At 66.3% G+C, this 13,415-nt stretch carries 13 protein-coding genes; 7 read left to right on the top strand and 6 right to left on the bottom strand.

The features are described from left to right. Positions 1-6 precede the first annotated feature (6 nt). A complete protein-coding gene (locus tag DPV79_RS25700) occupies positions 7-1,965 on the bottom strand; it encodes an arylsulfatase (protein WP_113046777.1) in 1,959 nt (652 codons plus the stop codon). A gap of 215 nt (positions 1,966-2,180) precedes the next feature. Next, on the bottom strand, positions 2,181-2,900 hold the full coding sequence (locus DPV79_RS25695; protein WP_021161665.1) for an SDR family oxidoreductase: 720 nt from the start codon (positions 2,898-2,900) through the stop codon (positions 2,181-2,183). Positions 2,901-3,360: 460 nt separating this feature from the next. Here DPV79_RS25695 and DPV79_RS25690 point away from each other — a divergent pair, with 460 nt between their 5' ends. The 6 genes from DPV79_RS25690 to csgH all read left to right on the top strand — a co-directional run bounded on the left by DPV79_RS25690 (position 3,361) and on the right by csgH (position 7,869). Beyond that, positions 3,361-3,966 carry a CsgE family curli-type amyloid fiber assembly protein gene (locus DPV79_RS25690; protein WP_124467096.1) on the top strand — a complete coding sequence of 202 codons (606 nt, stop codon included), beginning with the start codon at positions 3,361-3,363 and terminating at the stop codon, positions 3,964-3,966. Between the two features lie 46 nt (positions 3,967-4,012). Then, a complete protein-coding gene (locus DPV79_RS25685; protein WP_225723295.1) occupies positions 4,013-4,435 on the top strand; it encodes a curli assembly protein CsgF in 423 nt (140 codons plus the stop codon). Between the two features lie 64 nt (positions 4,436-4,499). Beyond that, positions 4,500-5,399, top strand: a complete 900-nt coding sequence (locus DPV79_RS25680; RefSeq protein WP_042976486.1) for a CsgG/HfaB family protein — start codon at positions 4,500-4,502, stop codon at positions 5,397-5,399. A 29-nt stretch (positions 5,400-5,428) separates the two neighbouring features. After that, complete coding sequence (locus tag DPV79_RS25675) at positions 5,429-5,971, top strand: hypothetical protein (protein ID WP_133295721.1); 543 nt, start codon at positions 5,429-5,431, stop codon at positions 5,969-5,971. A 129-nt stretch (positions 5,972-6,100) separates the two neighbouring features. Then, positions 6,101-7,477, top strand: a complete 1,377-nt coding sequence (locus DPV79_RS25670) for a beta strand repeat-containing protein (RefSeq protein ID WP_113046789.1) — start codon at positions 6,101-6,103, stop codon at positions 7,475-7,477. Positions 7,478-7,548: 71 nt separating this feature from the next. Continuing rightward, complete coding sequence (csgH, locus tag DPV79_RS25665; RefSeq protein WP_059494537.1) at positions 7,549-7,869, top strand: curli-like amyloid fiber formation chaperone CsgH; 321 nt, start codon at positions 7,549-7,551, stop codon at positions 7,867-7,869. A gap of 37 nt (positions 7,870-7,906) precedes the next feature. On the opposite strand, the gene DPV79_RS25660 is transcribed toward csgH, so the two are convergent. Continuing rightward, positions 7,907-8,818 (bottom strand): LysR family transcriptional regulator, encoded by a 912-nt coding sequence (locus DPV79_RS25660; RefSeq protein ID WP_113046775.1) that lies wholly within the window; start codon positions 8,816-8,818, stop codon positions 7,907-7,909. Between the two features lie 127 nt (positions 8,819-8,945). Here DPV79_RS25660 and DPV79_RS25655 point away from each other — a divergent pair, with 127 nt between their 5' ends. Further along, positions 8,946-9,965: a zinc-dependent alcohol dehydrogenase family protein gene (locus tag DPV79_RS25655; RefSeq protein ID WP_113046774.1), complete on the top strand. Its 1,020-nt coding sequence runs from the start codon at positions 8,946-8,948 to the stop codon at positions 9,963-9,965. A 49-nt stretch (positions 9,966-10,014) separates the two neighbouring features. Here the strand turns inward: DPV79_RS25655 and DPV79_RS25650 are convergent, their stop codons facing one another. Genes DPV79_RS25650 through DPV79_RS25640 form a run of 3 tightly spaced genes read right to left on the bottom strand, consistent with a single transcriptional unit; the run spans position 10,015 to position 13,232 of the window. Then, positions 10,015-11,199, bottom strand: a complete 1,185-nt coding sequence (locus DPV79_RS25650) for a porin (protein ID WP_113046773.1) — start codon at positions 11,197-11,199, stop codon at positions 10,015-10,017. Positions 11,200-11,250: 51 nt separating this feature from the next. After that, a complete protein-coding gene (locus DPV79_RS25645; RefSeq protein ID WP_113046772.1) occupies positions 11,251-12,048 on the bottom strand; it encodes an ABC transporter substrate-binding protein in 798 nt (265 codons plus the stop codon). A gap of 50 nt (positions 12,049-12,098) precedes the next feature. Beyond that, a complete protein-coding gene (locus tag DPV79_RS25640; protein ID WP_113046788.1) occupies positions 12,099-13,232 on the bottom strand; it encodes a M20 aminoacylase family protein in 1,134 nt (377 codons plus the stop codon). Between the last annotated feature and the right edge of the window lie 183 nt (positions 13,233-13,415).

Here is a 13,415-nt window from a genome sequence, read left to right as displayed (position 1 = left end):
CCGGCATCAGTAGTAACCGCGCGGACGCAGCGGTTCGACGCCGCCGACGTTGCTCATGTAGGTCTTCCACTGGTCGACGAGCGTGCCGATCACCGACGGGTTCTGCGCCGACACGTCGGTCGTCTCGCCGCGATCCGACGCGAGGTCGTAAAGCTGCCAGTGTCCGTCGAGCGGCCCGAGCGGCGGTTCGGTCCACAGTGCCTTCCAGCGGCCGTCGGCGCTGCGCAGGTAGGCGCGGCCGTAGGCTTCGTCGCCGAACGGCGTCGTATGCACCTCGCCCGTCGCCGAGCCCGTGAGCACCGGCAGCAGCGACTGGCCCGTGACCGGATACACGTAGCGGTTGTTGTAGATCACCTTGCCCTTGTTCTGGTCGACGCCCGTCAGCGTGTTGACGAGCGGCGGCGCCGGCTGCGACGGCGGCGTGACGCCCGCGATCGCGAGGAACGTCGCCGTGTTGTCGGTCACGTGCGTGAACGCGCGCAGCGTCGGCAACTGCTGCGTCTGGCCCGGCAGGCGCACGATCGTCGGCGTCGATACGCCGCCTTCGGCCGAATACCCCTTCGTGAGCCGGAACGGCGACGCGCTCACCTCGGCCCAGCGCAGACCGTACTGCAGACGCTGCGCGTTCTGCTTGCCGTTGTCGGTGCCGAGGGTCGAGTAGACCGGCTCCTGCCCGTTCGCGGTGTCGGTCGCCGTCGGGTCCGCGCCCGAGTCAATCGGCCAGCCTTCCGCGCCGTTGTCCGACTGGAACATGATGAACGTGTTGTCGTATTCGCCGATGTCCTTCAGGTGCTGGATCAGGAGTCCGATGTTGTAGTCGAGGTTCTCGACCATCCCCGCATAGATCTCCATGTAGCGTGCCTGCGCCCGGCGCTCGGCCGGCGACAGGCTCGACCACAGCTTGTCGACCTTGCCGGGGCCGTAGTCGCTGTAGCCGTCGGCGGCCGAATGCACCGCGCTGACGTATTTCGCATTCGCGGTGCCGTTGTTCGCGGTCGCGGGCGACGCCGCCGTCGTTTCGGGCAGGCCGTCGAACGGCTTGAAGTCGGCGGGGATCAGGCCGAGCGCCTTCTGCCGTGCGATCCGCGCATTGCGGATCGCGTCGTAGCCGGCGTCGTACACGCCCGCGTACTTGTGCAGCCATGGTTCGGGCACCTGCAGCGGCCAGTGCGGCGACGTATACGCCGCGTACGCGAAGAACGGCTTGCCGTCGCGCTTGTTCGAATCGATGTACGAGATCAGCTTCTGCGTATAGAAATCGGTCGAATAGAACACGGCCGGGCTGCCGCCCGCACCGCCCGGCTGCCCGGGCTGGCCAGGCTGCACGTAACGGCCGTCTTCCGTGTAGTTCGACGAGCCGGCCGGCTCGTGCGCGAAGTGATTGGTCGCCGCACCGCCGAGCAGCACGTAGCTGCGCTCGAAGCCCCATTGGTCCGGCGTCTGCCCGCTGCCCGTCGCGCTGCCGACGATCCCCGAGCCGATATGCCACTTGCCCGCGATGTACGTGTGGTAACCGGCATCCTTCAATAGTTGTGCGAACGACAGCGCACGATCGTTCAGGTAGCCCTCGTAGCCGGGCAACCCGCGCCGTTCGTCGGTCGGCACCCCCATCGTGCCTTCGCCGACCAGATGGTGATCGGTGCCGGACACCAGCATCGCGCGCGTGATCGCGCAGACGGTGCCCGTGTGATGGTTCGACAGGATGCGGCCCGACGCGACGAGCGCGTCGAGGTTCGGCGTGTTGATCTCGCCGCCGAATGCATGGATGTCGGAATAGCCGAGATCGTCGGCCATGATGTACAGGATGTTCGGGCGTTTCGCCGCGAGCGGCGGCGCGGGGTTCGTCGATGACGACGGCGGATCGCTGTCGACGCCGCCGCACGATGCGAGCGACAACGCGCCGGCAATCGCGGCGCAGACGACACGGAAACGAACAGCATGCAACGGCGAAGCGGACTTTTTCATCGTTCTGGAACGCGCGATCTACGGGATCGGCGATCTTAGCGTCGCGCGCGCGGCCCCCAAAGTCCGATTCGTCACATGCTAACGGGGCGGCGGAATATGCGCGCAAACCGAATACCGGCCATCAGCACGCGCGTATGCATGCGCCCGCGCCGCGCGCCGAGGCCGGCCGCCGCCGGGCCGCGCGACCGCTAGGCCGCGCGGCGGCGCGTCGTACTTCAGCTGCGCCCGCCGAGGCTGCCGCCGCCGTCCACGGCCAGCACCTGCCCCGTGACGAAGCCGGCCTCGTCCGACAGGAAGAACGCGATCGCGGCCGCCACGTCGTCTGGCGTGCCGAGCCGGCGCGCGGGAATCGTCGCGAGCACCTTGCGTTCGGCTTCGCTGCCGACGGGCCGCGTCAGCCGGAACAGTTCCGTCTCGATCGGCCCCGGCGCCACCGCGTTGACGGTCACGCCATGCTCGGCCAGTTCGAGCGCCCACGTGCGCGTGCAGCCGACGAGCGCGCTCTTGGCGGCGGAATACGCGGTGCGGTCGAGACTGCCGAAAATCGCCCGGCTGCAGATGTTGACGATGCGCCCGTGGCCGCGCGCCTTCATCGCGTCCGCAAAGTGCTGCGTGACCTGGATCGCGGCCCGCACGTTGAGATCGAACACGGTCTGCAGCGACCGGAAATCGATCTGCCCGAGCGGTTGCGGCATCACGATGCCCGCGTTGTTCACGATACCGTCGACAACGTGCTGCTCGCCGATACGGGCAAGCGTTGCGGCCGTCTGTTCGATGTCGGCGAGATCGCACGCGCGCAATTCGCCGGGAAAGTCGATGCCCTGCACATTTCGCGCGAGGCCGATGACGTGATGACCGTGCCGTGCGAGCAGGGTGCTGACCGCGAGGCCGATGCCGCGCGTTGCGCCGGTGACGAGATAGGTGCGAGATGACATGCGTGCTCCCGAAGTCCGTTCACATGAAGAGCGTGGAGAGAGGTTGCCGGAGTGGAGACCCGGAACCTGCGCTTTGGTCGGACGATTCTACGTGCGTAACGGACGTTACGTCGTGTCGTTACGAGCGTGTCCGTAGCAACACGTTACGTTTACCGCGCATCAGCTGCGCAAGGAATTTCCAAATCACGATTGGCACGATTTATCGTCTGATTTAATCGCAATACGCCGAACGAAAAAGAAAGATTGTTAATGAGATATCACATCCGCAAACGTTTTACGCGAATGAAATGCACATCAGAAAAATTAGACGAATAACGACTTTAAAATAAATTCCGTTTGAAACAGCGACAGGCATGCCTCTTGCTGACTCCCCCCACCATGTGCCGCGTTCGACCAGGAACGAATAACCCGAAAATCGGGCGCCGCCATATTTCGTACAAGTGAATCCGGGGTCGGGGAAATGGAATCGAGCGCAAGCAGGCGATTTGCCTGGGGGGCCGTGACGTGCCTGTCGCTGTTCGCGACGGCACGCGCGCAGGCCCAGGACACCGTCGTCGCGCCGCCTTCCGCCGCGGCGAACGGCGGACATCCGATCGCGCCGCCTTCGACGCTGCTGAACGCCGAGCGGATCCTCGAAGCACCGAAGCCCGCGCCCGGCGCGGGCCCGGCCGTTGCGCAGCCGGCGGCGGGCGCCACGGCGGCCGGCGCACGGGCGGCCGCCCGCCACGCCCTTCCGGAAGATCAGCTCGGCGGCACGGTGACCACCGATGCCGTGACGCTCGCCGGCCGCGATTTCTATACCTACTTCTCGCAGACGTGGTCGGAAATCCCGCTGAGCGAGCGCTACATGGTCGCCATTCACGAACGCCCGTCCGGACGTTACGGCAGCCTGATCTGGGTCGAGTTCCAGCAGAAGCGCGTATTCCAGACCTTCCTGCCGATTGCGCGGGCCAACGTCAAGGCCGTGGCCGAAAGCGCCGCCAATATTTCCTTTCAAACCGTCATTCAGGACGATCTGTCGAATTTGCTGTTCCCCGATTCGGATCTGGCGAAAGACGAGATTTAGTCGATTAATCGAAAACAAGGGGTTAGGAAAAATGAATCGAAACGGATTGAGCTTGATCGCCCTGGTCGCGATGACCGCGGTTTCGCCTTGCACATGGTCGTCGACACTGGTTTATCAGCCGAACAACCCGAACTTCGGCGGCAACCCGGCAAACGGCCCCAACCTGCTCAACGAGGCGAATGCGCAGAACAAGCACACGGATCCGTCGCTGTCCGCGTATTCGTCGCCGACTTCCACGTCGTCCCTCGACCAGTTCAATGCGCAGCTGCAGCAGGCGATCCTGTCGCGCGTCGCCAGCTCGGTGACGAACTCGATCGTCGGCACCAACGGCGACCTCAAGCCGGGGACGATCAGCACGGGCAATTTCACGATCGTCGTGAGTGCGGCCGGCAACGGCAACCTGCAAGTGACGACCACCGACAAGACGACGGGCGCGACGTCGACCTTCATCGTCAGCAACGGCCAATGAATCGAAAAAAACGACTGGGCGAATCATGAGAAAAAACGCTGAACGGGCACGCTTCGACACGGGGATGACACGGATCGCAACGATTGCAGCGCTGCTGCTGTCGCTGGCCGGCTGCGTCACGCGGCCGATGCCCGCGCTGAGCAATGCCACGCTGACACCGCCGACGCGCACCACGCGCGACCTCACGCATCTCCCGCCGCCGAAGGGCAAGATCGTCGCGGCCGTCTACGGCTTTCGCGACCTGACCGGGCAGTACAAGGCGTCGCCGGACAGCTCGTTTTCGTCGCAGGTCACGCAGGGCGGCGCGTCGTTCCTGGTCAAGGCGATGCGCGACTCCGGCTGGTTCACGCCGGTGGAACGCGAAAACCTGCAGGACCTCCTGACCGAACGCAAGATCATGCGCGCCACCGACGGCGCGGATGCGAAGAAGGCGCAGAACGATGCGATGGCGCCGCTCATGCCGGCAAACATCGTGCTCGAAGGCGGCATCGTCGGCTACGACACGAACGTCCGGACCGGCGGGGCCGGTGTCGCCTACCTCGGCATCAGCGGATCGATGCAATACCGGGTCGACCAGGTCACCGTCAACCTGCGCGCGATCGACATCCGCACGGGCCAGGTGCTCAACAGCGTCTCGACGACCAAGACCGTCTACTCGTATCAGGTCGACACGGGCGTCTATCGCTTCGTCGGCTTCAAGGACCTGCTGCAGGCGGAAGTCGGGCTGACCCGCAACGAACCCGCGCAGATCTGCGTCAACGAAGCGATCGAATCGGCGCTCACGCACCTGATCGTCCAGGGTGTCGCGAACCAGACCTGGGCGCTGAAGAACGACCAGGACTGGTACGACCCGACGATGCAGCGGTATCTGCAGGAAGACCGGCAATACGCGCAGGACATGGAGGACGCCAACACCGCGTACGACCCGCAGAAGATCGATCGTCCGGGCGCGTCCACTCATTAACCGGCATCAGGCCGGCCAGCGGAGAAAACATGATGAATCGACAGCGTGAGCGGAACGGGCGTGCCCGCGTGATGCGGCGGGTGCTCGCGACCGTGGCGGCAGCGGCGGCCATGCAGGCCGCGTCGGGCGCACCCGTGCCGCTCAGCGATCTCGGCCCGCCCGAACCTGCCTTCGACTACAGCGGCAACATCGTCGCGGTCCGGCAGGACGGCGGCGGCAATGGCGCGTCGCTGGACCAGGCGGGCCACAACGGTGCGCTGATCCGGCAGGCCGGCGACGGCAACTCGATCGTCGCGCGGCAGACCGGTGCGCAGAACTGGGTCGCGGCTTCGCAGGCCGGCTTCGGCAACACGTTGAAGGCGACGCAGCGCGGCAACGGCAACACGTTGCAGGTGCAGCAGAACGGCGCCGGCAATTCGGTCGATTCGACGCAGGTCGGCACGTCGCTGTCGGCGCGCGTCACGCAGAACGGCAGCAACAACGCGGTGAACATCGTGCAAGGCGGCTCGAACACCGGCATCCAGGTGATTCAGAGCGGCCACGGTGCGCGCGCCACGGTGCTGACGCGGTAACGGTTACGCAGGTCGCAGGTGCTGTGCTTGAAGTGCAGAGGGGTGAGGCGTGAGAGCGTCCTCGAATGGCGGGGGTGCCGGCAAAGACCGACTTTTCCGGCAAATTTTCTTTCGAATCAGGAGCAACAAATGAAGGTGACCAAGTCTGCAATCGCAATCGCCGTGCTGATGCTCGCATCGGCCGCCGCACAGGCCGATTCATCGGGTAACACCGTGAACATCGGGCAAACCGGCAACTACAACTCGGCAACCGTCGAACAGACGGCGACGACCGGGGATTCGGTGGCGATTACCCAGTCGGCGTACGGTAACGACCCCCGCTACGGGTTCGTCGCCAACGTGACGACCCAGGGCGGTACCGACGATACGACCGTGATCAACCAGAACTCCTGGTGGGCGCAGCCGTACTCGAGCGTGAACGTGTCGCAAACGGGCTCGTCGCACGAGAAGAACTACGTGACGCAATCCGGCGGCGGCGATTTCTCGGCGACCATCACGCAGACGACGTCGGCGTACACGGGCGGCCCGCAATACGACGTCAACACGATCAACCAGTACAGCTACATCGACACCGCGTCGATCTCGCAGCAGGGCGGCGGCTGGAACACCGTGACGATCAACCAGGGCACGCCGAGCCAGACGGCGATCGGCAACAACGCGAGCGTGACGCAGACGGACACCATCGGCAACACCGTCGGCATCACGCAGACCGGCAACAACGGCACCGCGTCTGTCCAGACCTCCTGGGGCGGCGCGAACACGACGTCGATCACGCAAACGGGCGGCGCGACCAACGCCAACGTGACGCAGTTCGCGGAAGGCGGCGACAATGTCACGACGACCCAGAGCGGCACCGCAACCGCCAACGTGAATTCGTGGTTCGGCGGCGCCAACCTGACGACGATTTCGCAATCGGGTGGCGTGGCCGGCAGCACCGCGACGGTCAACCAGATCCTGGCGAGCAGCAATACCACCTCGATCACGCAGACGGCGGACGGCAACAACGCCACGGTCAACCAGACGCTCGAGTTCGGCGACGCCGCGACGATCAACCAGTCGGCCGCCCAGAACACCGCGGCGATCTCGCAGCAGTTCGGCTTCGGCAACAGCGCGACCATCACGCAAACCGCCGCGAACAACCTGGCAACGATCACGCAAACCAGTTCGGCAGGCTCGACGGCATCCATCACGCAGAGCTCGGCGAACAACCAGGCGTACGTGGCGCAATCGGCGGCATCGGGGTCGCTGACGACGGTGAACCAGACGCTCGACATCGGCAACTACGCCAATGCGTCGCAGACGGGTGCGGACGACGTGCTGAGCCTTTCGCAGGCCGGCGGCTTCAACGTCATCAACGCGTCGCAAGTGTCCGGCACGGGTAACCTGGGCTACGTGACGCAGACCGGCTACAACAACAACGCCACGCTGGTGCAACAAGGCAACGCCAACTACGCGAGCATCAACCAGAACGGCTTCAACAACACCGTTTCGGTCAAGCAGCACTAAGCGCCGCCGGCGTAACGGAAAGGCCGGACGGATGCCCGTTCGGCCTTTTTTTCATTCGACAGGGGACGATCATGGTTGGCATTCACGATCTCAGCGCCTATTTCGACATCGCCGCCAGCGCCGGCGGCGTGAATATCGTGCCGCACGTGCGCGCGGCCGCACCGGTCGACGTGTCGTACAGCCTGCGCATCACCCGCACCGGCGGCGCGGGTTCGGCCTCGCTGACGCGCTCCGGCGAATCGCGGCTCGCGGGCGGCGAGGATCAGCCGCTCGCGACGCTTCGGCTGAGCGTCGATTCGAGCGATATCTGCAAGGCGACACTGGTTCTGCACGTCAACGGCGAGCATGCCGAGTATTCGGTGGACTGCAATCCGCGTGGTGCGTCGAGTTGAGATGTTGCGGCGACCGCATGGCCGACCGCGTACCGCCTCACCCATCCGATGCGAGCATCTTCGGTATCTCGTCGACGAGCGCATCGATGACGACACGCACCTTCGACGGCACGTGGCGCGATGCCGGCCGCACCGCGAACACTTCGGCGCCCGACACGCTGTTGCTGTCCAGCACGAGCGCGAGGCGGCCGTCGCGCAGGTAAGGCGCCATCAGCCAGCAGGGGAGCCACGCGAGGCCCGCGCCGGCGGCGGCCGCATCCGCAATGGCCTGCAGGTCGTCGAGCCGCAGGCGCCCGGCCGGACGATGGTCGTGCACCGCGCCGTTCGCGCCGACTATCGGCCACGGCGTCGGCTGCCCGCCGCGCGAATACGCGATGCCGACGTGCGACGCGAGTTCGTCGAGCCCCGCCGGCCGGCCATGACGATCGAGATACGCGGGCGATGCGCAGATGCCCATGCGCTGCACGCCGAGCTTGCGGCCGACGAGCGCGCTCGTATCGGCGAGCTCGCCGATGCGCACCGCGATGTCGAAGCCGTCGTTGACGAGGTCGGCCACGCGATCGCTGAACGACACGTCGATTTCGAGCCGCGGATGGCGCTCCACGAGGCGCCGCATGAGGGGCGCCACGCATTGCCGCCCGAACAGCACGGGCACGCTGACGCGCAGCCGCCCCGCCGGCTCGCGCTGGCCCGCGTCGAGCGCGGCCTCCGTCTCGCCGAGTTCGGCGAGCAGCCGCCGGCACTGTTCGTAATAGACGAGCCCCTCGTCGGTCAGGCCGAGCTGGCGTGTCGTGCGCTGCAGCAGCCGGGTGCCGAGACGGCGTTCGAGCCGCGCGACGACCTTCGCGACCGCCGAGCGCGTGACGCCGAGCCGCAGCGCGGCCGCCGCGAAGCTGCCCGAATCCACCACGTCGACAAATTCGGCAACGCCTCTGAGCCGCTCGTCCATGCCATTTCGCTCCGGTTGGGTAACAGGTTTGTGTCCATACAGGCGACAGTCGTCGGCCGAATTATCGTCAATGCGTCCCTGCGCGCAACACTATGATAGTCCGCACTATCTCTAAAAAGGAGTCGACATGCACGCATGGCAAGTAAAACCGGGCGACGGTGTGGCCGGGCTTCGGCGCATCGACGCGACACGCCGCGCGGTCGGGCCGACCGACGTCGTCGTGAAGATCCATTCCGCCGGCCTGAACTATCGCGACCTGATGTTCGCGCGCGGCGACTATCTCGGCATCGGCAACGAAGCGCTGATTCCGGTTGCCGACGGCGCCGGCGAAGTCATCGAAACGGGCCGCGACGTCACGCGCTTCAAGCCCGGCGATCGCGTGATCAACACCTACTTCCCGCGCTGGATCGAAGGGCCGCCGACGCCGCAGAAAACCTCGGGATCGCCCGGCTCGCATTTCGACGGCGTGCTGGCCGAGCACTTCGTGTCCGACGAAGCGGCGCTGGTCGCGATTCCCGCGCATCTGGACTACGACGAGGCGGCGACGCTGTCGTGCGCGGGCATCACCGCATGGAACGCGCTGTTCGCCGACGGCGGCCTGGGGCCCGGCGCGACCGTCGTGCTGCTCGGCACGGGCGGCGTGTCGATCGTCGCGCTGCAGCTCGCGCGTGCCGCGGGGCTGCGCACCATCGTCACGTCGTCGAGCGACGCGAAGCTCGAACGCGCCCGCGCGCTCGGTGCGGACGCAACCATCAACTATCGCGCCACGCCTGAATGGCAACACGACGTGCTGCGGCTCACCGGCGGCGCGGGTGCGGATCTGGTCGTCGAAGTCGGCGGCAAGGATACGCTGCCGCGCTCGGTCGCCGCGACGAAGATGGGCGGCACCGTGTCGGTGATAGGCGGCCTCAGCAGCTTCGGCGGCCCCGAGCTCGGGCTGCTGTCGCTGATCGGCGGAATCAGGCGGCTGCAGGGGATCATGGTCGGCAGCCGCGCGATGCTCGACGACGTCGTGCGCCTCGTCGACGCGAAGCGGATCAAGCCGGTGGTCGATCGCGTGTTCGGCTTCGACGAAGCGCCGCAGGCGTATGCGTACCTGCAGTCGGGGCAGCACTTCGGCAAGGTCGTGATCCGCGTCGCGCAGTAAGCGCATCGGGGTGACGGGCAGCGGGCGGCTTCGCCCGCTGCATCCGGCGTCAGAACCTGTGGCGAATCCCCGCGTGAATCATCAGTTGCTTCGAGGTCGACGACAGGTCCGCCGCGCCGGGAACATAGGCCTGGTCGAGCGACGAGCCCGTCGCGTCGCCTGCGATCCGCTGGCAGGCGCCCATCAGGTATACGTCCGTGCGCTTCGACAGCGTGTAGTCGGCCATCAGCCCGAGCGAATGGATCTTCGGCTTCGCGGTGCCCGTCGTCGCGTCGTAGCGCACCGTCGTGTACACGTACTGCGCCCCGACGAACAGCGCGGGCGTGAACTGGTATTTGCCGTTCACTTCGAAGTTCTGGTACTTGATCGACGTCACCGTGCCGCCTGCGAGCGGGCCGGTCACGGGCCCGATCGTTTCGTCGCCGAACAGGTAACCGACGTTCGCGGTCGGCCGCGTGACGTTGCTGTTCGTGTACGCGAACCCGACCGTCGCGGGCCCCGCCGTGTAGTTGATGCCCGCACCGAAGATCCGCAGCCGCGCCGACGCGAAGTTCGCATCGGCGCCGACCGATCCCGAGCCCGCGATCGCGCCGCCCGGCGTCGCACCCGGGTTGTCCGCATTCAGGAAGGCCGCGCCGACGAGCCACCCGCCCTGCTCGTACTGCGCGCCGACGCTCCACTGCCGGTTGTTCGCAAAGCCCGTGTCGTTACTGAAGCTGTACGTGCCGCCGAACGAGAAGCCGGCGAAATCCGGGCTCGCATACTTGACCGTGTTGTTGACCCGAAACGTATTGCCGGTGTTGTCGTTGTCGAGCGGATGCGAGAACGGATAGACGCCCCAACTGCCGTTCGCGGTGGTCGGCGCGAGATAGTCGACCACCGCATCGTATTGCCGGCCGAGCGTCAGCGCGCCGAACCGCGCGCTGCCGAGGCCGACGTACGCCTGCCGCCCGAACATGCGGCCGCCCTGCGCGAGCGTGCCGCTGTTCACGTTGAAGCCGTTCTCGACCTGGAACAGCGCGCTGTAGCCGCCCCCCAGATCCTCGCTGCCCTTCAGCCCCCAGCGGCTGCCCTGCGCGAAGCCGCTCGCCATCTGCCATGCGCCGTGGCCGCCGACATTGTTCGTGTAGTCGATGCCCGCATCGACGAGGCCGTACAGCGTGACGCTGCCTTGCGCGAACGCGGGCGCGGCGCACAGTGCCGGCATCGCGACGAAAATCAGTCTCCAGTTCATCCGTCATCCTTATTTGTTTTGTCGTTACCGCGCCAGGCATGGCGCCACCGCTTACTTCGTGCCGTAGATGTCGAAGTCGAAATACTTCCGGTTGATCCGCTGGTACGTGCCGTTCGCGAGGATCGTCGCGAGCGCGCGGTTGAAGGCGTCGCGCAGGTCGTTGTCCTCCTTGCGCAGCCCGAGCCCGTCGCCCTGCCCGAAATACTTCGCGTCGTCGATCGCCGCGCCGACGAACGCGAAATCCTTGCCCTGCGGCTTCTTCAGGAAACCGTCGCTCGCCGCGATCGATGCCTGGAACGCCGCGTCGAGCCGGCCGGTCACGAGATCGGCATAGACCTGGTCCTGGTTCGGGTACGACACGATCTGCGCGCCGGCCGGCTGCCAGTTCGCGATCGCATAGTCGGCCTGCGTGGAGCCCTGCTCGACGCCCACACGCTTGCCCTTCAGCGCGCCGGCCGTCGGCAGCAGCGGCGAACCCTTGCGCGCGACGAGGCGCGCCGGCGCATTCGAGATCCGGTTCGTGAAGGCGATCTGCTGCTGCCGCTTCGGCGTAATCGTCATCGACGACGCGATGACGTCGAACTTGCGCGCGAGCAGCCCCGGAATCATCCCGTCGAAACTTGATTCGACCCACACGCAGCGCGCATGCAGCTCCGCACACAACGCATTCGTGATGTCGATCCCGAAGCCCGTCAGCGTGCCGTCGGGCAGCTTGTACTCGAGCGGCGGGTAAGTCGGATCGACCGCGAGGCGAATCTCCCTGCCCGCCCAGTCACCCGCATGCGCCGCCCCCGCCGCCAGCGCCAACGTGAGCGCCGCCACCCGTTTCCATTGCTTCCACTGCTTCATTGCCAGTCTCCTTCCTCGTGTGAATCGTCAGTCAAGATCATGCGGTTGCGTCACGCGAGATAACGCTCCGCCAGCGCAATCCAGTAGCTCGCGCCGGTGGCGAGGCACGCGTCGTTGAAGTCGTAGCCGGGATGGTGCAGCCCGCATCCGGCGCCGCCTTCGCCATCGCCTTCGCCGTTGCCGATCGACAGGTAGCTGCCGGGGCAAGCGTTCAGCATGAACGCGAAGTCCTCGCTTGCAGCGATCGGCCGCAGATGGGGGATCAGCGCGCCGTCACCGCCCCATTCGCGGGCGACGTCGCGCGCAAAGGCGGTTTCCGCCGCGTGATTGACGAGCACCGGATAGTCGTGGCGGTAATCGATCTCGGCCGTCGCGCCGTAGCTCGCGGCCTGCCCGTGCACGATCTCGCGAATGCGCCGTTCGAGCAGCGCGCGCACGTCCGGCGACAGTGCGCGCACGCTGAGTGCCAGATCCGCGTGCGGCGGGATCACGTTCGACGCGGTGCCCGCATGGATCGAGCCGGCCGTCACGATCGCCAGGTCCTGCGGGTTCACGTTTCGCGACACGACGGTCTGCAGCGCCATCACGATCGACGCGCAGACGACCACCGGATCGATCGTCGTATGCGGCGCCGCGCCATGCCCGCCGCGCCCGGTCACGCGCACGCGCACCTCGTCGGCCGATGCCATCGCCGGGCCGTCGCAGAAGCCGAGCACGCCGGCCGGCATGCCCGGCACGTTGTGCATCGCGAACACCGCATCGCACGGAAACTGCTCGAACAGCCCGTCGTCGATCATCCGCTTCGCGCCGCCGAGCCCTTCCTCGGCCGGCTGGAAAATCAGGTTCAGCGTGCCCGTGAAGCGGGCGCGCTCGGCCAGGCACCGCGCCGCCGCCAGCAGCATCGCCGTATGGCCGTCGTGGCCGCATGCGTGCATCACGCCGTCGCACCGGCTCGCATGCGGCAGCCCGGTCGCCTCGCGGATCGGCAGTGCGTCCATGTCGGCGCGCAGCCCGAGCCGCTTCCCGGTGCCTCGCGTCAACGTGCCGACCACGCCCGTGCCGCCGAGCCCGCGCGTCACCCGATAACCCCACGTTGTCAGGAAGCCGGCCACGAGGTCGCTCGTCGCATGTTCCTCGAAGCCGAGCTCCGGATGCGCGTGCAGCCGTCGGCGCAGCGCAATCATCTCCGTCTCGATGGCCGCCAATTCCGGCTGGACTGGTCTGTGGTTCAACCCCGATTCTCCTCGATGTACACCGGTTGACGATCGCCCGAATGACCGATCGTGGCCGCATCGTAGGCAGCGAAAATCCCGGCGAACAGCCGCGGTTTCGTTATGATGACAACCTTTCGTTGTCGGGTATCACGC

The organism is Burkholderia reimsis, assembly GCF_003294055.1.
Taxonomy (GTDB): domain Bacteria; phylum Pseudomonadota; class Gammaproteobacteria; order Burkholderiales; family Burkholderiaceae; genus Burkholderia; species Burkholderia cepacia.
This window is presented reverse-complemented; position numbering and strand designations above follow the sequence as displayed.

Bases quoted from the DNA above. Each gene is read 5' to 3' on its own strand.
- DPV79_RS25700 (WP_113046777.1), bottom strand. From the start codon at position 1,965: ATGAAAAAGTCCGCTTCGCCGTTGCATGCTGTTCGTTTCCGTGTCGTC.
- DPV79_RS25695 (WP_021161665.1), bottom strand. From the start codon at position 2,900: ATGTCATCTCGCACCTATCTCGTCACCGGCGCAACGCGCGGCATCGGC.
- DPV79_RS25690 (WP_124467096.1), top strand. From the start codon at position 3,361: ATGGAATCGAGCGCAAGCAGGCGATTTGCCTGGGGGGCCGTGACGTGC.
- DPV79_RS25680 (WP_042976486.1), top strand. From the start codon at position 4,500: ATGACACGGATCGCAACGATTGCAGCGCTGCTGCTGTCGCTGGCCGGC.
- DPV79_RS25675 (WP_133295721.1), top strand. From the start codon at position 5,429: ATGATGAATCGACAGCGTGAGCGGAACGGGCGTGCCCGCGTGATGCGG.
- DPV79_RS25670 (WP_113046789.1), top strand. From the start codon at position 6,101: ATGAAGGTGACCAAGTCTGCAATCGCAATCGCCGTGCTGATGCTCGCA.
- csgH (WP_059494537.1), top strand. From the start codon at position 7,549: ATGGTTGGCATTCACGATCTCAGCGCCTATTTCGACATCGCCGCCAGC.
- DPV79_RS25660 (WP_113046775.1), bottom strand. From the start codon at position 8,818: ATGGACGAGCGGCTCAGAGGCGTTGCCGAATTTGTCGACGTGGTGGAT.
- DPV79_RS25655 (WP_113046774.1), top strand. From the start codon at position 8,946: ATGCACGCATGGCAAGTAAAACCGGGCGACGGTGTGGCCGGGCTTCGG.
- DPV79_RS25650 (WP_113046773.1), bottom strand. From the start codon at position 11,199: ATGAACTGGAGACTGATTTTCGTCGCGATGCCGGCACTGTGCGCCGCG.
- DPV79_RS25645 (WP_113046772.1), bottom strand. From the start codon at position 12,048: ATGAAGCAGTGGAAGCAATGGAAACGGGTGGCGGCGCTCACGTTGGCG.
- DPV79_RS25640 (WP_113046788.1), bottom strand. From the start codon at position 13,232: ATGATTGCGCTGCGCCGACGGCTGCACGCGCATCCGGAGCTCGGCTTC.